The following is a 24,290-nucleotide window of genomic DNA, read 5'->3' as shown; positions in this document are numbered from 1 at the left end:
TGATAACTGGTGCAGACTGACGACAGGTGCCGCCACTTCCGTGCATTAGCCGTCCCAACCCGGAAGGACAACCGGCGCAGGCAAAGCAAGGCATGAAAGATTTATGTCACGCTCGATCCATTTTTTTTTGGCACACCTGAGACTGGCTCCCCAAGACACATTTCAGCAATTGATTTAACCTTCCGGAAAACAGTCCTTTTTGCCTTTCAGAGAACACCCAAGGGCAGGAAAGAGGAGCAGGAAACCCGTGACGATGAAACAACCTCCGCTGCCGCCCCAGACGACTTCAGGCTTTTTCATGGGGTATTTCGATCTTTTCGAAGGGGGCAGAGCACGGGGTTGGGCCGTGGACATTCGCGGCCAAGGACCGGTCAGACTTCATATCCTGATTGATCAGCAGGAAGTCATGCAGGTTCTCTGCGACCATGAGCGGTCAGACATTCAGGCTGCCCTCAAGCTTCCGACTTCGAAAGTCGGCTTCGAATTTATGGTTCCTGAAAAATTCATGGATGGCGTCTCTCACGAATTCTCCATTCGCTTTCCGGACCGCTCGATCCTCCCACTCACGAATCCTTCTACCCCTGACGTCCCGCCTCTGCCGATCCTTCAGTTTACTGGAAAGCTGTTACCGGAATATCAGAGCTATATTGACGGCGTGAAACAGGGCGCTCTCCGTGGTTGGGTTCTTTGCTCGGATAAGCCTGGTGCAACAAAACACGGGCGATGCATGATCTCCGTCTTCGCAGACGGTGTTCCAATGGCTCAGGCTCGGGCTGATCGGTATCGCGGAGATGTCGCCGCAGCGCTGGGCTGCGATCCGAACTGTGGCTTCGAAATTCCCATTCCTCAGCACCTTCGTGGCAGTGGACCCCGGAAATTCCGGATTATTACCCTTCCTGATGCCGTAGAACTCAGTGGAAGCCCGCTTGTCACCTCTGTCGCAGACGATGCACTGGAATCACGCCTCGTTGATCTCCTGAGCGTCATCGACGGGCTGCATCGGAAACTTTCTGAATTGCGTCAGGAAGTCAGAGACCTGGTTCCTCGGCGCGGCTACAATCTCGGCGATTACAACCGCTGGGCTCATCGATATTATCCGCTCCTGCGAGAGCGAGTTGCCAAACAGCGTCAGTTGCCAGGTGGAAAAGGGCAAGAGGAGCCCCTGGTTTCCATTCTGTGCCCGACCTACCGCCCGCTCAAAAGCGACTTCGAGGCTGCCCTCAATTCAGTGCTGTCCCAGACCTACTCAAACTGGGAGCTCATCATCGTTGATGATGCGGGTCAATGCGCCCAGACGACTGCCGTAATTGAGCAGTTTTGCAAAACCGATCAACGGATCCGCGCTGTACCACTCGAGAAAAACTCAGGCATCTCTGGTGCCACAAATGCTGCCATGGATGCTGCTCGAGGTCAGTACGTCGTTTTCTTTGACCATGATGACCTCATGGTGGATGTCGCGATTGAAGTGATGGTCCGTGCGGCTCTGGAGACAGGGGCGAAGCTCCTTTATTCAGACGAAGATAAAATCGACCAGGCTGGCTATTTCCTGGAACCCAATCTCAAGCCCGATTTCAATTACCGCTATCTGCTCGGCTGCAACTACATCTGTCATCTGACGATGGTTGAGGCAGAGACCATGCGTAGAATTGGCCACCTGAAGTCAGACTATGATGGCGCACAGGATCATGACTTTGTTCTACGGGCGACGGAAATCCTGTCTCCGGCGGAAATTCATCATGTTCCCGAAATTCTCTATCATTGGCGCAAAACCCCCAATTCCACTGCCGTCAATGTGGCCAACAAGACCTACGCCATTGAAGCCGGCGTCAGGTGTGTGCATGACCATCTCAAACGCAAGAAGGTCCGGGGCAAAGTCTCGTCCATCCGCGGGCTGACGCTGTATGGCGTGGAGTGGCTGACGAAAAAGGCTCCCAAAGTCACAATTATCATTCCGTTCAAGGATCAGGTTGAAACCACGCGCCAGTGTGTTGATGCCCTCCTTGATAAAACTTCCTACAAGAATTTTGACATCATTCTGGTCAACAACTGGTCGGTCGAGCATGAGACGGCTGACTTCATCGCTGAAATACAGAAGCAACCGAAGGTCTCCGTCCTGACAGTTGAGGAGCCCTTCAACTATTCACGCCTCAACAATCTCGCTGTCGATCAGACGAATGCTGACTATCTGATGTTCATGAACAACGATGTCTTCGTTGAACATTCAAACTGGCTTCACATTGCGATTGGAGAGGCTCTGGCTGCACCAGATATCGGAGCAGTTGGCGCAAAACTTCTCTATCCCAATGATACAATTCAGCATGCGGGCGTCGCGGTGGGGCCGGCTGGGATAGGCGCTCACGTTCATCGGGGTGATCCACTGACGGAGTATGGCTACATCGGACGCACCATGCTTTCGCATGAGGTCACGGCTGTTACGGCAGCGGCCATGCTGGTTCGAGCAGACGTTTTTCGTGAAGTCGGTGGCTTCGACGAGAAAGAACTGACCGTCGCCTACAACGATGTCGATCTTTGCCTGAAAATCCGAGACGCGGGTTATCGGATTATCTTCTGCGCGGAAGTCATCGCCTATCATCATGAAAGTCTATCGCGCGGCAGCGATGATCGTCCGGAACATGAAGCTCGCTTCTTTCATGAAACCCAGACCATGCTGGCCCGTTGGAGTGACAATCCACTTTTCGAACGAGATCCCGCTTACCCGCGCTATTTCACGGTAGACCAGCAGCCATTCTTCGATCTTGTGGATCCGGAAACACTATGAAACCTATTTGGGATTTCTGCGTTTGACCGGATAACGAACCCTGTTGCAGGAGAACCATCATGGCCACGAAATCCAACCGCCATGTCACACAGAACGACACCGCAGACAACACGAAGAGCGTCTCGATTGAAACGCTCAATGCTCGTCTGGCCGATCTGATTGACCTCGCCCTGATCACGAAACAGGCGCACTGGAACCTCAAGGGTCCGCAGTTCATCGGCGTCCACGAAATGCTGGATGGCTTCCGTACGAGCATTGATGACTTTGTGGACACAACAGCAGAGCGTGCAACGCAGCTCGGTGGCACAGCATACGGCACAGTTCAGGATGTCTCCAAGAATTCATCTTGCAAGCCATACCCGACCGACATCTATCGCGTCGCAGACCATATCGCTGCTCTGATTGATCGCTATGCCACTGTTGCAAACAACGTGCGTGAAGCCATCAAGATCACGGATGAAGCAGGCGACGATGACACGTCTGACCTTTTCACCGAGGTTTCCCGCGGTCTGGACAAGCACCTGTGGTTCCTGGAAGCCCATGTACAGGAACCGACCGGCCAGATGCGTGACGGTGACCATGAAGGCAAGCGCGCCTAATACGCGCCTGCATTACTGAGCCTGAAAACGGAGCGGTCTTGTGCTGCTCCGTTTTTTATTGTGGCACTTGCCCCTCAACAATATCGCGATTACCAATAAAGGCACAAAAGGCGCCGTCTGAGGTGAGCCTTGATCACGACTTTCCTGAAGCGGGACAACAGGCATGACTTCCGAAGATCAAACGACACACCAAGATAGCGCGGCTTGGGATCTGTCCGAGTGGGAAGCCTTGAGAGAAGAAGATACGCCATCTTCTAATGCCGCCGAAGAACCCGCAGCGCCACCAGTGCCCGCTTCACCAGAACTACCGGACCCTCAGGCTGCCGCATATCTCGCACAGCATGGCGCAGACACTGTTGAACATGCTTTTGCGCTTGCCAATATCTTGCACACCAATCGCAGCGTAGCTGAAGCAGCAACATACTACGGCCGTGCGTTTGAATTGCATTCGAAATCTCCGACGCAGTATCCTCTGGCACAGTCACTTTTGCAGGTCCGGCTTCTTTGTCTGCTCAAGGCAGGCCAGCCCATTCCGCAACATGAACTCGCTGAGCTGCGCAGCCTGAACATCCCGTTTGCAAACTATATTGATGGGACATCCCACGCCTGGCGTGGAACGCCACCACGTGATGCCCTGAACATTATGGGTAATGCTTACGACGAATTCCATACGGGCGAAGAAGTTGATTCTGTCGCATTGGAAATCGCGCTTAGAGCCTCCCCCTCTGTATTTTCAGCAACTCCGCAGGGCGACGATATCTATAATCGTATTCCACGGAAGATGTTTCTCTATTGGGATAAAAATCCGCCAGCAGAAATCCAGAAGAATTTTGACTATCACAAAGCGATCTCCAGCTTTGAAGTCAAAACCTTCGATAAGGAAGAAGCTGCTGAGTGGCTTTACGATAATTACGGGATTGAAGCCCGCACACTGTTCCTGAGTGCCCGACACCCCGCTGAAGCTGCTGATTTTCTGCGGGTCCACGTCATCCAGCTCCTTGGGGGCTGGTGGCTGGATGCCGACATTCGCGTCAAGAGCGATGCAGCCCTCCAGTTCATGGCAGAGCGCAAGGAAGGTTCAGCCTTCTTCCTCACACATAACCAAGTCGTTCATAATGACTTCTTCGGATCGGTTGCTAACAGCGACGTACTGACGGACTGCCTGCTGTCCCTGTATCGAAACTGCTATCTGCACCAAGGGCTCTTCATTGCCTACAAAACGGGTCCAGGCATCTTCAACCGTGCATTGAACCGTATTGCCCATCGCTCCCTCCAGGGCCGGACACCTGCAAAATCCATCGAAATCTTTGACCACCATGTCTTCAACGACATAATTGAAGAATTCGATACACCTTACAAAACCCAGTTGCCTTCCTGGTACACAGCCTAAGAGCTTACTGGCCCCGAAAGCTCTTCTTTAGGGGCCAGATTTCCTTCACAGGCAGCGCTGGAGATGCTCTCTGGCAAAACGAAAAGCGTCCTGAGATGGTGCTTCATCTTCAATAGACACTTCATCGACCTCATCGCTCAAAACAGACGCGCCTGAAAACTGCTGAGCCATTCCCTCAAGCGCCAGCATCACAAATTTCCGAAAATCTTCTTTTCCCAGCGGAGTTGGTACTTTGCCGCGCTCGCGCTGCACAACCCAACCGCTCGTTAATGCCTGCAAGCTGCCCCAGCCATTTTCCACATCGCCCAGAGCACGCTCTTTCAAGGTTTCGACGGTCGCCTTGGCCAGATCTTGAATATCGTCGCTGGTCATGCGCTGAGGAGCCAGCGTTGCATCTTTCTTGATGACCCAGCCCTCAACCAAGACCGCAAGGCCAGGAAGCATTTCGCCAGACATAAAATTTTCTCCCTGCTGCCTCCGAATCTATCATTTCGGAGGATTGCCGCCATTTTATTGGGTTTGGAAAATAGCATGCCTGAAGATCACAGGAAATGTGAGTTGCACCTCTTAGAGATAATCAGCTTGAAGATCCTATTGCACCTGGCTTCAGAGTAGTCCTATCTGCAAAGAGACAAAGCTACGGATTAGCTCACACATTTGCGCAAGTGGTATTGATGACTGAGAATATTGACCATGAATCCGACAATGCTCCGTCCATCACAGCGGCGACCCTCGCAGGTGACGGACAAGCTCTCGCATATTTCGAGAAACATGGCGCTGATACGGTAGAGCATTCATTTGCCATCGCAAATATTCTCCATATCCATAGCAACGTTAAAGAAGCCTCATTTTTCTATAGACGTGCCTTGGATTTGCATGGCAAGAGCCAAACAGAATATCCCTTACCACAATCACTATTACAAGTTCGTCTTCTATGCCTCCTCAAGGCTAGTGAGTCGCTACCAGAAGAAGAAATACTTGAATTAGAGAAATATTCGTTTCCGCAAGCAAACTATATCCGCGGAATTCGGGCTGCATGGCGTGAAAGTAATTTCGATGAGAGCCTGAAACTGATCGGAAACTGCTTCGAGGAGTTTCACTCAGGCGAAGAGATTGACCGACTCTATCTTGAAATCGCTCTCCGCTGGATCCGCTCTTTCGGTGAAGATGGCTTTCCAAAATCGCAGCCTGAAATACCCCACCACCTCTACATGTACTGGGACGCGAACCCGCCCGTAGAGATCAGCGAGAATATTGAATACCATCAGAACATGCTGGGAGATCGCTTTACGATCTTCACACGGGAAACAGCGACCAAGTGGTTGTACGACCACTATGGAAAAGAAGCATCCGACCTTTTCCAGCAGGTCCGTCATCCGGCAGAAGGCGCTGATCTTTTGCGCTTGCACGTCATTTTGGCAAAAGGCGGCTGGTGGATTGATGCCGACCTGCGCATCAAGTCTGATGAAGAATGGAATGCCCTCGCCACCATTCCAACGACCTGCCAGCTATTCACCACTGACAACTACGTCCTTCACAATGATTTTTTTGGAGCGACTGCCTCGCATCCAGTCATTGCCAATGCCCTGATGACGGCTTGGGCCAACATGTTTCGTCATCCCGGCCTCTACATTGCCTTCAAGACCGGCCCAGGCGTTCTGAACCGTGCCGTGAGCCGGGCGCTCTTCCAGAGCCTGGAACTCAAGGCACAGCTTCCCGTGCTTCGGATAGATGACCAAGCTCGTTTCAATGACTTCGTTGAAGAGTATGAAGTGCATTACAAGGGTAACGCATCCTGGCACAGTCAGTAAGAAACTGGCTTTATCGTCAGCGGTGATGCCCGCTGACGATCTCCTGCACCAGAGCGTCATAGCGCTTCAGATAACCCTGTAGACACAACTCAGCTTCAGCATAGCGACGGGCATCCTGGCCCAGACGTCGCGCCTGTTTGCGGTCTTCCAACAATTCCAGAACAACATCCGCAATACGATCGGGCTCAAGAAACGGCACCAGCCGACCGGTCAGGCCATCTGTAATGAATTCACTTACAGGTGCCGTATCACTGCCAATAATAGGGCATCCCGTTGCCATGGCTTCTCGCAGGGACCACGAGGCAACAAAAGGATACGTCAGATAGAGATGAGCATCTGAACGCTTCAGCAACGCACGGAAGTCATCATACGCAACCTTACCCACAAAATGGACGCGGCTTAGGTCAAGCTGGCCTTCAAGCTCCTTGAGCATAATATCACGCCAGCTACCCCGCCCTGGTGGAGGGGCGCCGTAGCTGACCTGATCTCCGCCCACCATGATGATATGGGCGTCCTTTCGTTCCGCAAGAATGCGTGGGAGGGCACGCATTGCGGAATGAAAGCCACGATACGGTTCCAGATTACGCGCAACATACGTAATAAGAGCGTCCTTCGGGCTGATCTTGACGCCATTAATGAGAAGATTGCGCTTGCGAGCCTGCGGCTCCGGCTTGCAAAGATCGAGATTTACACCTTCACGAAGAAGCGAAATTTTTTCCTGAGCCCAGACGGGATAAGTTGATCTCTGGAATTCCGTAGGCGTCTGACCATAGCCATTCGTCAGGGAAAGAGCCTGCAGATTGATCGCATTCTTGATCCGAACCGCAGCGGCGAGGTCCGAACTGGATGGAAATTCGGGGTCGAACCCGACATCATTACGATCTGTATGATAGAAAAATTCGAAATATCCCAGCACCGGACATTTCGGAAAGACATCCCCAAGATTGAGCAGTTCGCCCCAGCCATGATGCCCGATAATGATGTCAGGCTCATATCCTAGCTGCTTGAGAGTCTTAGCGGCTGTCGCGACAGCTTCTGCGCGCAGAATTCCGTATTCGAACTCTCGGAGATGGGGATGAGTAGATGAGGATGGGAGGCGAGGCACCCGATAAATGACGCGCCTTACCCCAGGAACCTCACCTGCATTGGCCTCGGAAATGAAAACAATCTCATGCCCTCCCTGCTCATGCAGATGACGGACGAAATGCAGAAACTGGCCAGGAAAGTTCTGATGAACAAAAAGGTAGCGCACACCAAGTCCTGGCTGTTGAAGAGTCTCTGATCCCGAAAATCCAGATACGCCGGATCTCAGGCATCTTAATTAATCGACCCTTGTCATTTCCAAGGATCACTAAAGGCGGCCTACATTGAAGAGTAGTCCGCCTTCATGAAATTCAAACTGCAGAGCTCGCCTTACGCTTCGCAGGCGTTTTTGTTGTTTTAGCAGCCTTGCTCGGAGCGGCCTTGGTACGCGCCTTTGTCGGAGCGACCTCCGCGGCATCATTGGGAATGATTTCAAGCAGAAATGCCTCTAGCGGCGCGAGACTGTCTGCTTCAAGCGCATCCGTGCCATCTACCGGCCCCACACGTGTTCCATCTGTAAAAGTGGAAGAGAGACGCACGTGATGGGTCTGCGCGGATTCACCCTTCAGACGCACCCGAAGCCCAAGAATGGGCAGCGCCATGCCACGGGAGCCGCAATACTGGCCACCTTCAGACCAAGGGGAAAGCCAGCCCTTTCCGAGCACGGCCTGATATTCGATATCCGAAGTCGGGATGCTGTTTTTCGGAGCGATGGCAAAACCTTCGATCCATGCCTGACTTCCCGGCGTGCCCATCCATTCTCCGATCGGAGCGGCGACATCACCACGGCGCTGAACATGAGCCGAAATCTCGGCTACCCCACCGGTGGCCTCGGGTGCAGGAGCGGCAGACTGCGCGGGGGCAACAGCAGCAGGAACTGCTGTCGTCGGACCAGCAAGTTGCGCCACCTGAATTTTTGGAGCTTCAGCCTGGCTGTTCGGTTCCTGATATGTCGTGACCAGAACAGCTGCTGGGCCGCGCGTCACCCGGACCAGAGCGGCACCACTGGATGCGCCGATCCAACCATCTTCCTCAAAGGTGCTGACTGTCACGATACCCGGCGGCGTTCCAGGCGCGCGGGAAATACGGACGCCTGGCAAACCAGCGGGACCTGGTGCAGGTTGCCCGGCGGCATGAAAGATACAGAAAATACCTGCATCCAGCACCATCATGTGAGCACCAGCCTTAAGGTCAATGACCCGATTTTGCGTTGGTGCTTCAGCCGTCTTTGACATTCCCTACTCCACTTGTTCCCGTCTGCCGGGAGAAAAAATCTTCAGGTTCGCGCTACACCAGACACTCCGTGACTGGAGCCCAGTCTATGAACTGTCTGCAGAAAGAATGCTCTGCTTTGTTCCTGCTCTATATTTTACTCTTTCCAGTCGAAGCGTAAACCCGTTCATCTCAACTTCCCTCACGCCAGCAACGCAAAATAAAAGCCAAGATTAATCCAACGGGCATACCGAGAGGTACGACACCTCCCCGTCCACTCCGTCGCACACGCTCCGACTGGGCACCAATATCGAAACACACAACGGGCAGGCCGCTTTTCCATAACAATCCCAGCGCATAACACCAGGTTTCAGGCGCTACGGAAGGAATAAACCCTATGTCGGCATATTGTTCCCGAACAAGGCCCACAGCCTCATCTTCCCGATATTCTCCTGTAACTTTAACGCCGGCAGCAATTAAAGCATCATCATCTGGCGTGTGCCCGACAAGTATAAGCTCAATCTGAACCGGCATGGTTGAAACATGATGAGCCATTGCCAGCAGAACGTCATAGCCTTTCCATTGGCTCAGCCCACCGACAATACAGATTCGCAATGGCCGTCCCGGCACAATCATTGCCTTGTCAGGCAGGTTGGTCAGCAGACGAGCATCGTCTTCCAGAGGCGTGACGCAAAAAAACATATCAGGAAAATGGCGTGACATGCGCTGCGCGGTATCCCGTGACGGGACCAGCAACTGCTCCGCCTCACGAAATTCCTGCTCAGAGCGCTCGATCAGTTCGGGAACTGTAATGCTTTCCCCCAGATATCCCCCCCACCGGTCAATACAAGCCTCACATCCTACGACCTCAGGCTCCCCACAATATCGGCCATCCCCATTCAGAAGCGAAATACGGGGACAAAACCAGATATGATCATGAATGAAGATGTCATATGGGACGTTGAGCATGTGATGCAGCGTCCGAATGCAGGGCGCATGCCCCACAAGGTGGTGCCACTCCACTTTCTGCACACTAAGCTGAGACAAGACATCCACAAGGAATGGTAACTCTTCCGGAAGCTTGAACGTGAGATTGGGAAAGAGCGTCTTTCCACCCGGCAGGTACTCCAACAAGCATCCTTGAGCCGTCGGGCGTAACCCGAGGGGTAACAGCCCCTGCCGCTCAAATTCGGCAGCTCTGTGATGAACGGCACGCCCTACACCGCCGCCAGCATCATGTTGGACAAGCAAAATCGAGGGCCTACTGCCGCGTTGGCGTTGCAGACGATCCACATCAAGCGCCCGCCTGAGTTCTAAAAGTGGGTCGGATTTCAAAAAAGCAGCAACTGCAACATCGTATCCTGGATGCAGAGCGTTCAGGATATCCAGGTTCCGCGCCATCAGCGCCTTCCGGCTGCTTCCGAACGACACGGACCCTACATGGGCAACATAGACATCGGGTGCCGGAAAATGCCGAAAGCCCAGAGCGGAAGCCCGTAGGCAAAAGTCGTTTTCTTCTCCATAGCCCTGCCCAAACAGGTCTTCTCGAAAAAAGCCTGTCTCAGCCAGACAGTGCGCCGTGATGGCCATGCAAAAGCCATTCCCCGTCGGGAGATCACTCTTTGCAGCCATCCCTGAAAACTGACGCAGACACAGACGATCCAACTCTCTGGCTTCAGCCCGGCTGGGTACGTCGTTCACCTGATCCACCGCCGGATAGGACAGAATACTGGCGTCGTTTGAAAAAGGCGTCAGTGTCCCAACATCCGTTGTATTCATACGAGCGCGCAAGCGCTCAACCCATCCCGAGAATACGAGAGTGTCGCTGTTCAGAAGAATAACATCCCGACCACCAGCCTGCCGCATTCCGTCATTCGCAGACGTAGGAAATCCAAGATTACGTTCGTGACGGAGAAGAGTGATCTGATTTTTTGCCGCAAGGTTATCCAACGCCGCAGCCAAGGCCGGCTCAGGTGTAGCGTCATCCACTACAATGACAGCGACATCTGCAGGTACGGTTTTCAATACGCTCTGCAGACAGGCCAGCGTCCCTGCTTTATCGCGATAAACCGGAATAACAATCGCACATCCGGGACTCACACGATCATCGGCAGGACGGTGTTTCCACGGCATAACTGGAACGGGGCGCAAACGAGACGGAAGAGTGCCATCGCCTGCCAGTAGTTTCCCGATCAGCGGATCAATCGGCGCGCCAGACAAAGGCCTCCCATGGTCATCCGTCACCATCAGAAGACCGTTCCCCTCGGTTGGTAGCTCATTTTTCGGGATGGCAAAGACGCGAGGCCTTGAAAGGGGAACGTCACTATCCACGTTCGTTGCCAAGGCCGGAACCTGAAGGACGTCTCCGCCCCCCAGCCTGATGGACGGCACATGATCTGGCTCCGCAGGATACCAGAGCCACCCTTCAAGCCCATTCGCCGTTGCCTGCACAAGCGATTCACAACGCGTCAAAGCCTGAATGTTGATCGGGCTGCCAAGAATATGCTTCCGCCCGGAACGCACCTCCAGACGACAAGCTTTTGGCCACCCAACAGGCAGGAAATAGCGCCCACTGACGCCCCGCCCAACCTCAATCCCATCTAGCAGAATACGAAAAATGCCGGACGTCTGAACATCCACCCACCCACCATTGGAGGCCGTGCACCAGCCTGCCAATCCCGTCTGCTTTGCAAGATTTGTCGCGAGTTCCTGAAGCTCAGGCAGAATATGAAAGCACGAGAGGGTCTTTCCCAAGCGAATGGCGGCTTCTTCTGTTCGATTTTGCCTGGCCAAACAGACAACGGATAGAAAAGCCGCCTCTCGCAGCCTGAACACATTATAAAGCTGCTCCATGCGGACCAGACATTCGGCAATTCGGCCCACCTTCAGGTAAGCGAGCGCCACAGCCCATGTAACGTTTGGGCTCTGGCGCGCCATACGCTCGGCCCGCTCCAGCCAGAAAAGACCGTCCTGCAAACGACCAGTTTGCATCGCTTCCTGACCACGCCGGAAGGCATTCTGCGCCCGGGCATTCATGACGTCCCGCCATTCGGCCCGTTCTTCGTCCGTAACCTCGTGACCATACCCCCCGAATGCCGCACGGGAGGTCGTACCGGTCAGGTCTGGGCGCTCTTTGTCAGAAGACACGTGAAATCAGTCGTCCTCATCAGCGCGGGCATCATCAAGATTGATGAGTTCGGCTTCGGCATCCTGAATGCCCTGGGCTTTGGCACGCTCCAGCCAGCTCCGTCCCTCAACCAGATCCGTTACGCCAGCAAGTCCACGCACAAGATATCGGCCCAGCATGAGTTGAGCCAGGCCGTTACCCCGCTGAGCAGCCTTTCGAAACCATTTCTGTGCATCTGCCCGATTTTCTTCAACATCATGCCCACCGCCATACATTGCAGCCAGTGAGAACATCGCATCCGTATTTCCGCTGTCTGCCGCTGCCTCATAGAGGTTCAGAGCCCGTACGTGATCGCGCCGACCGTTGATCTGCCCCGTCACCAGAAGCTGCGCAACCGCCACCTGAGCTTCAGCCATGCCCGCATCGGCAGCTTTTTCCATCCAATGCATCGCCTGGGTCGGGTCAGGTTGAACGCCGCGCCCTTCCAACAGCATCCGGCCGTACCAGAACTGCGCATTGACGACTCCATCGGTGGCTTTCTGCATCCAACGGGCAGCTTCTGCAGCGTCCTGCGTATCGCCAACACCTTCAGCAAAGCAGACACCCAGATTGAAAGCGCCAACCAAGTCGCCTTTCTCCGCAGCGCGCTCAAAACGCTCTTTCAGAGCCTGCTTCTGGTCATCCGTCGCGGCAGCGCCTGTCAGAATCAGATTGCCGAAATCAGCATCGGCATGATGGTCACCGGATTCCGAAGCCACGCGAAACCAGTGCGTCGCCACATCCGGGTCCCGGTGAACGCCGTTTCCGGTTAGGTAGAGCAGTCCAAGCGCACGTGCAGCACCGCCATGTTTCTGCTCGGCGGCCAACCGATACCAGGTCGCCGCTTCCATGAGATTCGGCGGTAATTCGCCACCTTTGGCATATAGGTCGCCCAAGAGCGCAGCAGACTCTGCATCCCCATTCAGGGCTGCACGCCGTAGCCAGGTTTCAGCACGACCATAATGCTGCTCAACACCGACACCCTCTAACAGGAACAGGCCATACCGTGCTTGCGCTCCGACGATGTTCCGCTCGGCCGCCTGACGATAATAGCGGGCTGCTGCTCCCATATCATGAGGAACACCAGCACCGGCCTCACTCATACGACCAAGAATATCGAATGCCGTCCCGAGGCCACCCTTGGTTGCCTCCTTTAAATGGGATGCAGCAATTTTCCGGGCATCCTCCGTCTCTGCTGAATGCAAAATTGCCAATGCCAGACCCAGATGCCCCTGAGAGCACCCGGCGGCGGCAGATTGTTCATACAAGGCACGAGCCCGAGGAAGATCACGCAGGTCTTCTGGACCGTTTGTTAGAATATAGCCCAACAGGGCCTGAGCATCTGCCGAGCCCGCATCTGCGGCGACCTGTGCCCAATGACGGCCCTGATGAAAATCTGGATGCCTTTTTCCAGATACGGGACGGGCAGAAAGATCAAGTCCTGCTTTTTGTGCCCGGATTTCGAACCCTTCAGGAAGGCCAACCGTATAAAGCGTAGCCAGCACAAAGGTCGCTTCGACATGACCTGCTTCCGCGGCACTCAGAATCCAGCGAGCACCTTCTTCCAGGCTGGGTGGAACGCCAGCTCCGTCCAGATAGGCACGCCCGACGCGAAAGGACGCCTCCATATCACCTTGAGCCGCCATACGGCTCAACAGAGCGAAACCACGAACGGTTTCTCCCGTCTCCATCAAATGGATCGCCTGCTCCAGCTTTCCTTTGGAAGAGAGGAGAGACGTAATGCGGCGCTTGAATGTCATGTTGCTCAACTCAGGTACGGCAAAAATGTAAAACGCCCAGACTGGCCGGGCGTTTTCTCGGCCTTACGGCTCTCTCATGCCTTCTGTCAGGGTCGGCGTTATCCGACTGAAGAAGTATTGCAGGACTGTCCGTTTTCCGACGTCAATATCCGCTGTCGTCGGGACACCTGGTGCTGGATGGAAGAAACTCGGCTGCCCATGCAACGTGTAACGGTCGATCCGAAGACGGACGCGATAAAAGACGCCTTCACTTGCAGAACCGGCAGCCCCACTGGCGTCACCACCCCCGCCGCCGGCGGCATCAGATTTATCGAAAGAATCTGCACTGATAACGCGCACCGTTGCTTCAGCACCGCCATACTGCGTGAAAGGAAATGCTGCGAACTTTACGAGGGCATGATCACCGACCTTCACAAAGGCTGCATCAGCCGCCCGCATGACGGATTCCATTTCGACCCCATAACCCGTCGGCACGAGGGTCATGAACTGATTAGCCGACTGAAGCACAGACCCAACGGACGCCTTTGCAATCGTAAGCACAACTCCATCTTCCGGAGCCTTAAGCAATATCAGATCCTGCCGCAGACGCGCTTTCTCGTAAGAACTACTGTATTCATCGAGATGATGCTGGGTCTCGGTCAGGTTTGTGTAGACCTGCGCTTTCCAGTTTTCGATAAAACTTTCGCGCTCCGCTTTCATGGCGGCAAGCTTGTTCTCAGCGGAATTGGCACTCTGCTGTGCAGAGATTTCAGCCCGCTCCGCTTCCATCATGTCATTCTGTGCGGCCAGCGTGGAGAGACGTGATCCAACCTGATCTGCCTGCTCATGCTGGCGCATCTTCAGGACTTCATCAGCCACCCGCATCTTGCTCGCATACATGGCCGCATTCGCGCGATACCCCTGCATGTCACTCTGCAAGCCGGCAATCTGCTGATCATAGTTCTGAATACGAGCGCGATATTCACTACGACGACGCAGGAAAGCTGCCCCCTGCTGAACCGATGCAGGATTTGATGTGTCAGGATGATAATCCTGATCATCTGCCTCTGCCTTCAGACGATCACGCTCAGCCTGATAGGAATCACGCTGCAGAGCCATATTGGTGATGTCGGCTTTCGTGATGGTCGGATCCAGATGCGCAAGCACCTGACCCTTTTTCACATAATCGCCGACCTGAACATCGATAGACCGAACGATGGAAGTTTCCAGCGGCTGAACAACGATTGTCGGTTCCGTAGAGACCAGCCGACCAGTGGTGCTCACAATCCGATTAAGCGGGAAAAATGCCATTCCTGCCAGACATGCCAGGAAAAGACCGCCAATCAACCAGATCGTATAGCGTGCAGAGGCTGTTGCCGGCAGATTAACCAGACCGGCAGTTGGAGAATGAAACTCCAACAGCGCAATGGGTATGCCTTGCGGAGCGAATGGATCTGTCGCTGTCCGCGGGACATGGCTGGTGAAGCTCTCACTTCCATTGTCCTCAGGAGACTGATCGTTATTTGGAATAATGTCGGAGGAGCTCATGTCTTATTCTCCTTCGGCCAGTTGGTCTGCATCACTGGCAGCGGCAGACGCATTCATATGACGGTTCTGCTGCATCCAGAGGGTGCGATAGATTTCACAGCGTTCCAGAAGAACATGATGCGGCGCAATATCCATCAACTTGCCCCTGTCCATCACAGCAATCTGATGACAGTTGACCAGAGACGACAGACGGTGAGAGACGATCACCATTGTCCGGCCTTTACCAATGCGCTCCAGATTAGCATTCACCAATGCTTCAGATTCTGGATCAAGTGCAGAGGTTGCTTCATCCAGAATCATCAGTTTTGGATCACTGATAACAGCACGGGCAATTGCTAGTCTCTGGCGCTGACCACCGGAAATATTGGTCGAGCCCTCTTCGATCCAGGTATCATACCCGGCTGGCATTCTTTCGATAAACTCTTCAGCACCAGCCAGACGTGCAGCCCGGACGACATCATCAATCGTCAGTCCAGGACGGCCCGCTGTGATATTTTCGCGGATTGTTCCGCGGAAGAGGAAGTTATCCTGTAGAACCACACCGAAAGAACGACGCAGATGAGTCAGGTTGATTTCACGAAGATCAACACCGTCCAAGCGTAAATACCCGGTGTAATTACGGCTCACACCTTGCAAGAGACGGGTAACTGTCGATTTACCAGAGCCAGAACGTCCGACCAATCCGAGCATCGTTCCCGCAGGAATTTCGAACGACACATCGTCCAAGGCTTTGGTAGTCGAACCAGGATAAGAAAAATTAACACCCATGAAGGATAGAGCGCCCTTGATGCGAGGCCGCATGCCCGTTGTCAGGGCTTTGGTTTCTGTCGGCTGGTTCAGAACTGCACCAGCTTCCCCGAGAGACACGGTCACTTCGTTGATGGACTCCATCAACTTTGCCAGCCCCACCAATGGTGCCGCGACACGTCCACCCAACATCATGAAGCCGGCCAGAGCACCGGCCTGCATGTGACTTGCATTGGTGAGCACAAGATAGGCACCCACAAGGATCACGCCACGATTGATAAACGCATCAAACGGCATAACGAGAGTCTGAGGCCAGTTTGACATCCGTCCGGCTGCAAGCTTCCAGCGCACGACTTCAGCAGTTTTCTGGTCCCATTCCTCACGGCGAGTTGCCTCAAGAGCCAGTGTTTTGACAGTCCGGATGCCAGCAATGGTTTCATACAGCGTCGATCCACGGCTCATTTCCGCACGGATCTGCCGTCCCATGACGCGGGTAACAGCCGGGAGGAACATAACCACAATCAGGCCGATACACCCGGCAGCAGCCAGCGTCATCCAGGCCAGGGTAGAACTGAGCAGAAAGAGAACTGGCAGGATCACGAGGAGCGTGAAGAGGTCCAGCATAGTGGACATCAACTGACCAGTCAGGAAGTCACGGACTTTGAAAATCGCGACAAAACGCCCGAGGATTTCACCGGTCTGTTCCCGCTCATAAAATTCCAGCGGGAGTGCAAGCAGCCGATTGAATGCATGCAGCGAAATCCTTGCATCCAGCCGCGACGACAGAACCAGTGACAGTTCACGCCGAGCGTATGTCAGAAGTACTTCATAGAAAGTCAGGATCAGCACAAACGACGACAACGATACCAGCGTCGCCATGGAATGATAATTTACGACCCGATCCAGAACCTGCATGACGATCAGGGCTGGGAAGATCTGTAGAATACTGAGCACCATAGAGGCAAAAGCGATATCCCGGAGGATCTTCTTCTCGCGCATTGCCATTTTGGCAAACCAGAGAAGATCAAACCGCGCATCAGACTCAGATTCATCACGACGACGCTTCACAAGAAGCACGTCACCCGTCCAGACCTGCGACAGACGGAGTTCATCTACCGGGATCGGCGTGTCGCCATCCCCTCCCATCGGATCACGGAGCCAGACAACGCCCTTTTCAGGGTTCGTCGCGACCATGAGGCCGGCCGAGCCATCCTTGAACATCAGAACCACAGGAGGGGTGTTCTGCAGCCGAACCAGGTAGCGCCATTTCAAGCGCATTCCCTTGGCAACAGCTCCCTGCTCATTCAACCAGCGCGCAAGAGATGCAGGGGAAGGAGAATCCTCTCCTGGCTCCGCAGCAAAATCTCGGATATCGAGCTCAAGCCCATGAAACCGGGCTGCAGCCAAAGCGGCATATAGTCGGATGACTGCCGGGCTTACGTCCCTTCCGGGGCCAGACACGCGCTGGGTTTGATCCACGAAACGTCCTCTATGCTGTGGTCCCGCACAGGCGGCATCAAAGGCAGAAATGCCCGTTCATACTTCATGAATAGAGAATACTATCTTTTCCGTCACCTCCCCCTTCTCTTCGCGAGGAAAAAATCTTTACAAAATACAGTCAGCCCACGACCGAATCTGCTCGGGTTTCCATAAAGATAAAGCCAACAACTGGACGTGGAATTGTTATAACCAGACTTCTCCGCGTCCGTTGGGCGCATATTGCAAAGAAATAAGTGACCAGAAAATTTCTTGATTTCTTTTATTTTTCGGGCGGGGAACCTATCTCTCGAAGCTCTGTCCCACGGGCACACAAGGACCTTGCATGCAGATCTCCCGGCACTATGCCTCTCTGCCCGAGCGCTTTTCCAGCGCATTGGCCCCCCGCCCTTTCCGCAATCCACAACTGGTTGCTCTGAACGAACCGCTCGCAGCACGTCTGGGATTGGACAGTCACTGGCTTCGCCAAAAAGAAGGCCTTGCTTTCCTCAGCCAGGGACAGCGCCCTGACGGAGCGGCACCCATCGCTATGGCCTATGCCGGGCATCAATTCGGGCATTTTGTTCCTTCGCTCGGGGACGGCCGCGCAATGCTGGTCGGAGAACTGACGGACAGACAGGGCAAAGTGTGGGATCTGCACCTCAAGGGATCAGGCCCTACGCCATTTTCCCGCCGGGGAGACGGCCATGCGGCTTTAGGACCTGTGCTACGGGAGTACCTGGTCAGCGAGGCCATGGCCGCACTCGGCATTCCCACAACACGTGCGCTTGCAGCCCTCACGACAGGTGAGAACGTCGTTCGAGAGACGCTTATGCCGGGGGGCGTAATTGCACGGGTCGCCTCTACGCACGTCAGGGTCGGGACATTCCAGTTCTTCGCTGCACGCCAGGATCGGGAGGGCCTGACGCTCCTCGTAGATCATGTCATTGAACGGCTCTATCCTGAGTTAGCAGACAGCCCAAACCGGGCCTTGGCACTTTTAAATGCCGTCGTTGACCGCCAAGCTCGACTGATTGCCCAATGGATGCTGGTCGGATTTATTCATGGCGTCATGAACACCGACAACATGTCCATTGCGGGAGAAACGATCGACTTTGGCCCCTGCGCTTTCCTTGATAGCTACGACCCCGGAAAAGTCTTCAGCTTCATTGATCAGAATGGCCGGTATGCCTACGGACAACAGCCGGATATGGCGCTCTGGAATTTAGGTCGCCTGGCAGAAGCACTTTTGCCATGCATTGATGCCGATACTGATCAGGCGGTCAGCCTTGCGACAGACACGCTGAGCCGTTTCGATAGCATTTTCGGGGAGACTTATCTTTCCGGATGGCGTCGAAAGCTCGGCCTGTTTTCGGAAGGTCGGACGGATACGACCCTTATCTCCCGTCTTTTAACCATGATGCATCGTGACGAGGCGGACTTTACGCTCACGTTCCGACACCTGAATACCGTGGCCCGCACAGACGACGCCACAGGTTTTCTGTCTCAGTTCAAAGACAGGGAAGCTGCCACTTCGTGGCTACAAAGCTGGAAAGAAAGACTGGATACGGAAGATCAAACGGCTGACGCGCGTTTTGCGCTCATGCAGGCGAGCAATCCTCGCATTATTCCCCGTAATCACCGGATTGAAGCAGCCATCAAAGCCGCATTAACAGGGGATTATACCCTCTTCCACCAGTTCTCCGCGGCTCTCGCTCGCCCGTTCGAGGACGCCGATGACGGGCTCGATCTGCCACCAGCCTCGAACGAACATGTCCGCAATACGTTCTGTGGAACCTGAAAAGTTTCAGGCTGGCTGAAAGGTCAGGCGACTGTTGTTGAACAGGCGTCTGACCTGACAGTACAGAGCCAGAAGATCCGGCATGCAGGTGTTATGGAGTGCGCGTACACTTTCATGCGTTGCGTAGAACCGGAGAGTATCCATCCCACGATTCATGATGGCCGTGCCTAGAAACACACCATTCACATGAATAACCTTGGAATTCAGCATCAGTCTTGACCTCAGTTGCCCTTCCGCCCCAGGAAGAACCTATCTTTCCACGCCACTGACACCAGCCAGGGCGCTGCAATAACGGGGTTCATGCCAGATCGTTTCCCGTTAGAGCGTGACCTTTTTATGATAACCTGTGACAGCATCATGACCGGGGGTATGGACTTGCCTCCAGCCATGCGGGAAAACGCTGGCATGTCCTGCAAATCATCATCCGCCGGGGCGAACCGGTCCGCTGCCGACCTTCCCCATCTCTGGCTGCCCTACACCCAGATGCAGACGGCTCCTTTTCCTGTGGAAGCCATCCGCACGTCCGGAAGCCGGATTGCGCTGTCAGACGGGCGCGAACTCGTGGACGGAGTCGCCGCCTGGTGGACCGCCTGCCATGGCTATAGCCACCCCCACATTCAGCAGGCACTGGTTCGGCAGGCCAGCGACATGCCTCATGTGATGTTCGGAGGAATGGTTCACGAACCGGCCCGGCGTCTAGCAGCACGTCTGGCTGAACTTCTGCCCGGCGACCTTGAACGCACGTTTTTTACAGATTCTGGCTCAGTGGCGATGGAAGTCGCCGTCAAGATGGCAGTTCAGTATCACATCAACCGTGGCACGCATGGCCGGACAAAGATGCTGTCGTTCCGGGGCGGCTATCACGGGGACACACTGGGCATGATGTCCATCTGCGACCCGGAAGAGGGCATGCACAGCCTTTTCGCGGGCGTTCTTCCCCGCCAGACCCTTGCGGATCTTCCAGTTGATGATGACAGCATGGCCAGACTTGAAGCCCTGCTGGACGCTGAAGGGCATACAGTAGCCGCTATCGTCACGGAGCCGCTGGTTCAGGGGGCAGGCGGAATGCTGTTCCATAGTCCAGACGTTCTGCAGCGCCTTCGCAGAATTTGTGACCGATACGGCATTCTGCTCATTCTGGATGAAATTTTTACCGGTTTTGGCCGAACCGGAACAATGTTCGCCTGTGAACAGGCTGAGATCGTCCCCGATATCATCGCTCTCTCCAAGGCCCTGACCGGCGGGACGATGGCTCTGGCTGCAACCGTGGCTAGACGAGGTGTTTTCGAAGCATTTCTCTCCACGGAAGCTGGCAAGGCTCTCATGCACGGGCCAACATTCATGGCCAACCCACTGGCCTGCGCCGTGGCGAATGCGTCACTGGATCTGTTCGAACAGGAACCCAGACTGGAACAGGTTGCTCGCATCTCAGCTCAACTCCAACGGGAGTTGGAACCATGTCGCGGACTTCCCGGCGTGAAAGATGTTCGCGCGCTGGGTGCAATCGGCGTGGTGGAACTGGAAAACATTGCGGACCCTGACGTCCTCCGCCGCGCGTTCGTGAACCAAGGGACATGGATCCGCCCATTCCGGAACATTGTGTATCTGACGCCAGCGTTCACGATTAGCGAGGAAGATCTGTCTCTTCTGACAGCCAGCATTGTCACTGTTCTCCGGAACAACGCATGAGCCTGTTTGACGCCCACTTTACGTCCGCTCTTCACGACCGCGAAACTGCGGGAACACGGCGCACACTGCGTCCGGTCACTCGGGACGGACAGACCATCCTGCGAGACAGCCATCGCATGATTGATGTGTCCTCAAATGATTATCTGGGCCTTGCCAACCACCCACTGCTCACAGAACGTGCCTCTGACTGGGCTTTGCGTTTTGGAACGGGGGCACGGGCATCCCGCCTTGTAAGTGGAACGCTGGAAATCCATCAGGCTGTCGAGCAGAAGATGGCGCGATTCAAAGGATACGAGGCCGCGCTGCTTTTTGCATCCGGCTGGCAAGCCAATGCCTCGGTGGTCCCTGCCCTGTGTGCCCTCTCGACCGCTCGGACCGGTCATCCGATGCTGGTTTTTTCCGACCGGCTGAACCATGCCAGCCTCCATCACGGATGCGCAGCAGCGGGCGTCCGACAGCATCGTTTTCGCCACAATGATCTTGCGCATCTAGAGACACTGCTCAAACGGGAAGCCACCAAGCCTGGCTTGCGGATGATCGTAACAGAGAGCGTGTTTTCCATGGATGGGGACCGTGCAGACATTCCCGCCCTGCGCGCTCTGGCCGATCACTACGATGCGTTCCTGTATGTTGATGAGGCCCATGCCACGGGCGTTCTTGGAGCCCATGGGCATGGGCTTTCCGGCGGTTTGGCTGACCTGACAATGGGCACATGCAGCAAAGCCCTTGGGGGAATGGGGGCTTATATCGCGGGCTCCAGGCCTCTCTGTGACTATCTGCTCAATCACGCTTCAGGCTTTATCTATAGTACGGCCCTTCCGCCCGCCGTCCTGGGGGCCATTGATGCCGCACTGGACATTATTCCGACGATGGACCGTGAACGGCAGACACTGCTGGGTCATGCAGGACACCTTCGAACGGTTTTGAACGCGGCTGGTCTTTCGACAGCAGAGTCGTCCACGCAGATTGTGCCGGTCCTGATCGGTGAATCCCAGCGAGCGCTTGATGTTGCCAGAGCATTGGAAAACGAAGGTTTCCTCACCGTAGCCATTCGCCCACCAACCGTGCCTCAGGGAACGGCACGCTTGCGTCTGGCCCTTCGCGCTGGACTGACAGATTCACAGATTACCCAGTTAGGCGAGGCCGTTGTCCGGCTGGCATGTGAGCACACGCCATGACCGTCTCCCTTTATCTCGTTCATGGCTGGGGATTTGACGCGTCTTTCTGGGACCCAATGCTTCAGCACCTTCCCAGCCTCAAAGCGTCCGTCGTGGATAAGGGATATTTCGGATGCCATTACGCAGCCCCTAAACCGGAGCAACCTTATCTGGCGATCGGCCATTCCGCAGGAACACTGGACCTGTTGGGACAGGATCTTCCCGGATGCCTGGGGGTCATCATGTTCAATGGGTTTGGACGGTTTTCTGAGAGCAACGATTTTCCGGAAGGCGTGCCCCTTCGCGTTCTGGAAAGAATGAAGCGCCAGCTGCAACGCTCCCCTAAAACGGTCCTGAACGATTTCCGCCAGAGATGCGGAACGGACAAACCTATTCCGTCAGATCCCGTGACGGCCGTTCTGAATCAGGGTCTGGAACATCTGATTCAGAACGATGAACGCAATGCAGCGACCCGCTGGGGGAACCAGCTTCACTGGATGACAGGACTGTCAGATCCGTTCCCTCCTGCCCAGGCAGGTTTCAGTGTTCCGGGTAAAAGGGTTGAAGGCGGCCATCTTCTGCCTCTCGAACAGCCTGAACTCTGTGCTGATTTTGTGCTGCGTCAGGTCGAACAGCATGGATGAGCGCAAACGCCAGATCGTCACCCGGTTTGATGAGGCGGAGGACTATGACGCTGCGGCAGATATCCAACGCCGCTGCGCCGCTTTTCTGGCCGAGCGAATTGTCGCTGACCTGACCGAGACTCAGCCTGCCCATATTCTCGAATTCGGGTGTGGCACGGGTTTCCTCACAGAGCATCTCTCCAGAAGCTTTCCTAACAGCGCCATTCTCGCCACCGATCTTGCGCCGACTATGCTCGCACGCGCCAGATCGCGCCTTCACGGGCAGAAGAACATCGCCTTCGAGGTCATGGATGGAGAGCGCCCGGATGCGACGGGACCATTTGACCTGATCGCATCGAGCCTGTGCTTCCAATGGTTTGAAAACCGCAGCAAGGGGCTCGAACGTCTTTGCCGCTTACTGGCGCCAGGTGGCACTCTGATGATTGCAACGCTCCTTGAAGGGAGCCTGAAAGAGTGGCGCTCGACTTGCCAGAAGACAGACACCCCGTGCGGCGTCCCATTCTATCCCAGCGCAACCATGCTTCAGCAGGAATGGCCCTCTGGAGGGCACGGCCAATGGCATACCGCAAACATGCAAGATCCGGTCCCAAACGCCAGAACATTCCTCCGCAGATTGCAGCAGATCGGCGCGTCTCTCCCTGGCAAAGGAAGCACTCCTGCGGGAATACACGCACTCAGGCGCGCCATGTCCTGTTTTGACAAAGAGCACACCAGCGTCACCTACGTCTTGGGGATCGGAATTTTCAGGAAGGATATGCCATGAACAGCTTTCGCGGTGTGTTCGTCACCGGGACGGACACCGAAATCGGCAAGACGCTTGTCAGTGCAATCCTGACGAAAGCCTGGACTGCGACGTACTGGAAGCCCCTTCAAACGGGCCTTTCTGACGAAGCAGGCGATACCTCTACCGTCAAAACTCTGGCCGCCCTTCCGCCTGATCGGATTATTCCTCCGGCATATGCGCTTCAGGCCCCTCTCGCACCCTACGCAGCGGCGGCGCTGGAAAATGTTACAATCAATCCCGGACGTCTTGTTCTTCCCGCCGTCAAAGCGCCCCTTGTCGTTGAGGGTGCGGGCGGCCTGATGGTGCCTGTCCGAAGCGACATGATGATGATTGATCTCATGCAGCGACTGGATCTTCCCGTCGTTCTTGTTGCGCGCAGCGGGCTGGGAACCATCAACCATACGCTCCTGAATCTCGAAGCGCTTCGTCGCAGAGGTATTCCTGTTCTGGGGGTCGTCCTCAGCGGGCCTGAAAATCCAGGAAATGCACGCGACATTGCTCATTTCGGGAACGTTCGGATCCTTTTCAGCGTTCCACGTCTAGAGAGCATAAATGAAACCGTCGTTTCTGAAATTTCTGGCCGTGTACCGCCGCTTTGTGTCTTGCAGCAACAGAATTCACAATGATGTGTTCTTTTTGGGATGTGCCATGAAAAGAACACATCC

General features: G+C 54.8%; 18 protein-coding genes. 10 read left to right on the top strand and 8 right to left on the bottom strand.

What is annotated here, in order from left to right; translation table 11 throughout:
• Positions 1-253: 253 nt before the first annotated feature.
• From ABF979_RS04425 to ABF979_RS04415, 3 genes are all read left to right on the top strand, one after another.
• Positions 254-2,779, top strand: coding sequence for a glycosyltransferase family 2 protein (locus ABF979_RS04425; protein ID WP_415558052.1), 2,526 nt, complete (start codon positions 254-256; stop codon positions 2,777-2,779).
• A 59-nt stretch (positions 2,780-2,838) separates the two neighbouring features.
• Positions 2,839-3,378 carry a DNA starvation/stationary phase protection protein Dps gene (dps, locus tag ABF979_RS04420; RefSeq protein WP_046900719.1) on the top strand — a complete coding sequence of 180 codons (540 nt, stop codon included), beginning with the start codon at positions 2,839-2,841 and terminating at the stop codon, positions 3,376-3,378.
• Between the two features lie 163 nt (positions 3,379-3,541).
• Positions 3,542-4,768, top strand: a complete 1,227-nt coding sequence (locus tag ABF979_RS04415; protein WP_415558050.1) for a hypothetical protein — start codon at positions 3,542-3,544, stop codon at positions 4,766-4,768.
• Positions 4,769-4,813: 45 nt separating this feature from the next.
• Here ABF979_RS04415 and ABF979_RS04410 read toward each other — a convergent pair whose 3' ends face one another.
• Positions 4,814-5,224 (bottom strand): hypothetical protein, encoded by a 411-nt coding sequence (locus ABF979_RS04410; protein ID WP_415558048.1) that lies wholly within the window; start codon positions 5,222-5,224, stop codon positions 4,814-4,816.
• Positions 5,225-5,442: 218 nt separating this feature from the next.
• Between ABF979_RS04410 and ABF979_RS04405 the strand changes: the two genes are divergently transcribed.
• Positions 5,443-6,579, top strand: a complete 1,137-nt coding sequence (locus tag ABF979_RS04405; RefSeq protein ID WP_215768645.1) for a hypothetical protein — start codon at positions 5,443-5,445, stop codon at positions 6,577-6,579.
• A gap of 16 nt (positions 6,580-6,595) precedes the next feature.
• Here ABF979_RS04405 and ABF979_RS04400 read toward each other — a convergent pair whose 3' ends face one another.
• From ABF979_RS04400 to ABF979_RS04375, 6 genes are all read right to left on the bottom strand, one after another.
• Positions 6,596-7,831, bottom strand: a complete 1,236-nt coding sequence (locus tag ABF979_RS04400; RefSeq protein ID WP_415558046.1) for a glycosyltransferase family 4 protein — start codon at positions 7,829-7,831, stop codon at positions 6,596-6,598.
• A 142-nt stretch (positions 7,832-7,973) separates the two neighbouring features.
• Positions 7,974-8,897, bottom strand: coding sequence for a hypothetical protein (locus ABF979_RS04395; protein ID WP_415558044.1), 924 nt, complete (start codon positions 8,895-8,897; stop codon positions 7,974-7,976).
• Between the two features lie 169 nt (positions 8,898-9,066).
• A complete protein-coding gene (locus ABF979_RS04390; RefSeq protein WP_415558042.1) occupies positions 9,067-12,021 on the bottom strand; it encodes a glycosyltransferase in 2,955 nt (984 codons plus the stop codon).
• A gap of 6 nt (positions 12,022-12,027) precedes the next feature.
• The gene (locus ABF979_RS04385) at positions 12,028-13,800 is read right to left on the bottom strand and encodes a tetratricopeptide repeat protein (protein ID WP_415558041.1); all 1,773 of its coding nucleotides are present in this window, start codon (positions 13,798-13,800) and stop codon (positions 12,028-12,030) included.
• Between the two features lie 63 nt (positions 13,801-13,863).
• A complete protein-coding gene (locus ABF979_RS04380) occupies positions 13,864-15,327 on the bottom strand; it encodes an HlyD family type I secretion periplasmic adaptor subunit (protein WP_215750052.1) in 1,464 nt (487 codons plus the stop codon).
• A gap of 3 nt (positions 15,328-15,330) precedes the next feature.
• Entirely contained in the window at positions 15,331-17,553 is a 2,223-nt protein-coding gene (locus ABF979_RS04375; protein WP_371822700.1) for a peptidase domain-containing ABC transporter, read from the bottom strand.
• 343 nt (positions 17,554-17,896) lie between these two features.
• Here ABF979_RS04375 and ABF979_RS04370 point away from each other — a divergent pair, with 343 nt between their 5' ends.
• The gene (locus ABF979_RS04370) at positions 17,897-19,351 is read left to right on the top strand and encodes a protein adenylyltransferase SelO (protein WP_415558038.1); all 1,455 of its coding nucleotides are present in this window, start codon (positions 17,897-17,899) and stop codon (positions 19,349-19,351) included.
• A 6-nt stretch (positions 19,352-19,357) separates the two neighbouring features.
• On the opposite strand, the gene ABF979_RS04365 is transcribed toward ABF979_RS04370, so the two are convergent.
• A complete protein-coding gene (locus tag ABF979_RS04365) occupies positions 19,358-19,561 on the bottom strand; it encodes a hypothetical protein (RefSeq protein ID WP_046900711.1) in 204 nt (67 codons plus the stop codon).
• A 126-nt stretch (positions 19,562-19,687) separates the two neighbouring features.
• On the opposite strand from ABF979_RS04365, the gene ABF979_RS04360 reads away from it, so the two are divergent.
• The 5 genes from ABF979_RS04360 to bioD are packed head-to-tail and all read left to right on the top strand — an operon-like array spanning position 19,688 to position 24,251.
• Positions 19,688-21,040, top strand: coding sequence for an adenosylmethionine--8-amino-7-oxononanoate transaminase (locus tag ABF979_RS04360; RefSeq protein WP_415558122.1), 1,353 nt, complete (start codon positions 19,688-19,690; stop codon positions 21,038-21,040).
• Positions 21,037-22,218 (top strand): aminotransferase class I/II-fold pyridoxal phosphate-dependent enzyme, encoded by a 1,182-nt coding sequence (locus ABF979_RS04355; RefSeq protein ID WP_415558036.1) that lies wholly within the window; start codon positions 21,037-21,039, stop codon positions 22,216-22,218. The genes ABF979_RS04360 and ABF979_RS04355 overlap by 4 nt, the downstream gene beginning before the upstream one ends.
• Complete coding sequence (locus ABF979_RS04350) at positions 22,215-22,841, top strand: biotin synthase (protein ID WP_202207127.1); 627 nt, start codon at positions 22,215-22,217, stop codon at positions 22,839-22,841. Before ABF979_RS04355 ends, ABF979_RS04350 begins: the two co-directional genes overlap by 4 nt.
• Complete coding sequence (locus tag ABF979_RS04345) at positions 22,834-23,604, top strand: methyltransferase domain-containing protein (RefSeq protein WP_415558034.1); 771 nt, start codon at positions 22,834-22,836, stop codon at positions 23,602-23,604. Before ABF979_RS04350 ends, ABF979_RS04345 begins: the two co-directional genes overlap by 8 nt.
• Positions 23,601-24,251: a dethiobiotin synthase gene (bioD, locus tag ABF979_RS04340; RefSeq protein WP_415558032.1), complete on the top strand. Its 651-nt coding sequence runs from the start codon at positions 23,601-23,603 to the stop codon at positions 24,249-24,251. Before ABF979_RS04345 ends, bioD begins: the two co-directional genes overlap by 4 nt.
• The last annotated feature ends 39 nt before the right edge of the window (positions 24,252-24,290 follow it).

Source organism: Gluconobacter sp. (assembly GCF_047723935.1).
GTDB lineage: Bacteria > Pseudomonadota > Alphaproteobacteria > Acetobacterales > Acetobacteraceae > Gluconobacter.
This window is presented reverse-complemented; position numbering and strand designations above follow the sequence as displayed.

Excerpts from the sequence above, each read along its gene's own strand:
- ABF979_RS04380 (WP_215750052.1), bottom strand. The coding sequence starts at position 15,327 with ATGAGCTCCTCCGACATTATTCCAAATAACGATCAGTCTCCTGAGGAC.
- ABF979_RS04410 (WP_415558048.1), bottom strand. The coding sequence starts at position 5,224 with ATGTCTGGCGAAATGCTTCCTGGCCTTGCGGTCTTGGTTGAGGGCTGG.
- ABF979_RS04385 (WP_415558041.1), bottom strand. The coding sequence starts at position 13,800 with ATGACATTCAAGCGCCGCATTACGTCTCTCCTCTCTTCCAAAGGAAAG.
- ABF979_RS04360 (WP_415558122.1), top strand. The coding sequence starts at position 19,688 with ATGATAACCTGTGACAGCATCATGACCGGGGGTATGGACTTGCCTCCA.
- bioD (WP_415558032.1), top strand. The coding sequence starts at position 23,601 with ATGAACAGCTTTCGCGGTGTGTTCGTCACCGGGACGGACACCGAAATC.
- dps (WP_046900719.1), top strand. The coding sequence starts at position 2,839 with ATGGCCACGAAATCCAACCGCCATGTCACACAGAACGACACCGCAGAC.
- ABF979_RS04365 (WP_046900711.1), bottom strand. The coding sequence starts at position 19,561 with ATGCTGAATTCCAAGGTTATTCATGTGAATGGTGTGTTTCTAGGCACG.
- ABF979_RS04395 (WP_415558044.1), bottom strand. The coding sequence starts at position 8,897 with ATGTCAAAGACGGCTGAAGCACCAACGCAAAATCGGGTCATTGACCTT.
- ABF979_RS04345 (WP_415558034.1), top strand. The coding sequence starts at position 22,834 with ATGGATGAGCGCAAACGCCAGATCGTCACCCGGTTTGATGAGGCGGAG.
- ABF979_RS04405 (WP_215768645.1), top strand. The coding sequence starts at position 5,443 with ATGACTGAGAATATTGACCATGAATCCGACAATGCTCCGTCCATCACA.
- ABF979_RS04425 (WP_415558052.1), top strand. The coding sequence starts at position 254 with ATGAAACAACCTCCGCTGCCGCCCCAGACGACTTCAGGCTTTTTCATG.
- ABF979_RS04370 (WP_415558038.1), top strand. The coding sequence starts at position 17,897 with ATGCAGATCTCCCGGCACTATGCCTCTCTGCCCGAGCGCTTTTCCAGC.
- ABF979_RS04355 (WP_415558036.1), top strand. The coding sequence starts at position 21,037 with ATGAGCCTGTTTGACGCCCACTTTACGTCCGCTCTTCACGACCGCGAA.
- ABF979_RS04350 (WP_202207127.1), top strand. The coding sequence starts at position 22,215 with ATGACCGTCTCCCTTTATCTCGTTCATGGCTGGGGATTTGACGCGTCT.
- ABF979_RS04415 (WP_415558050.1), top strand. The coding sequence starts at position 3,542 with ATGACTTCCGAAGATCAAACGACACACCAAGATAGCGCGGCTTGGGAT.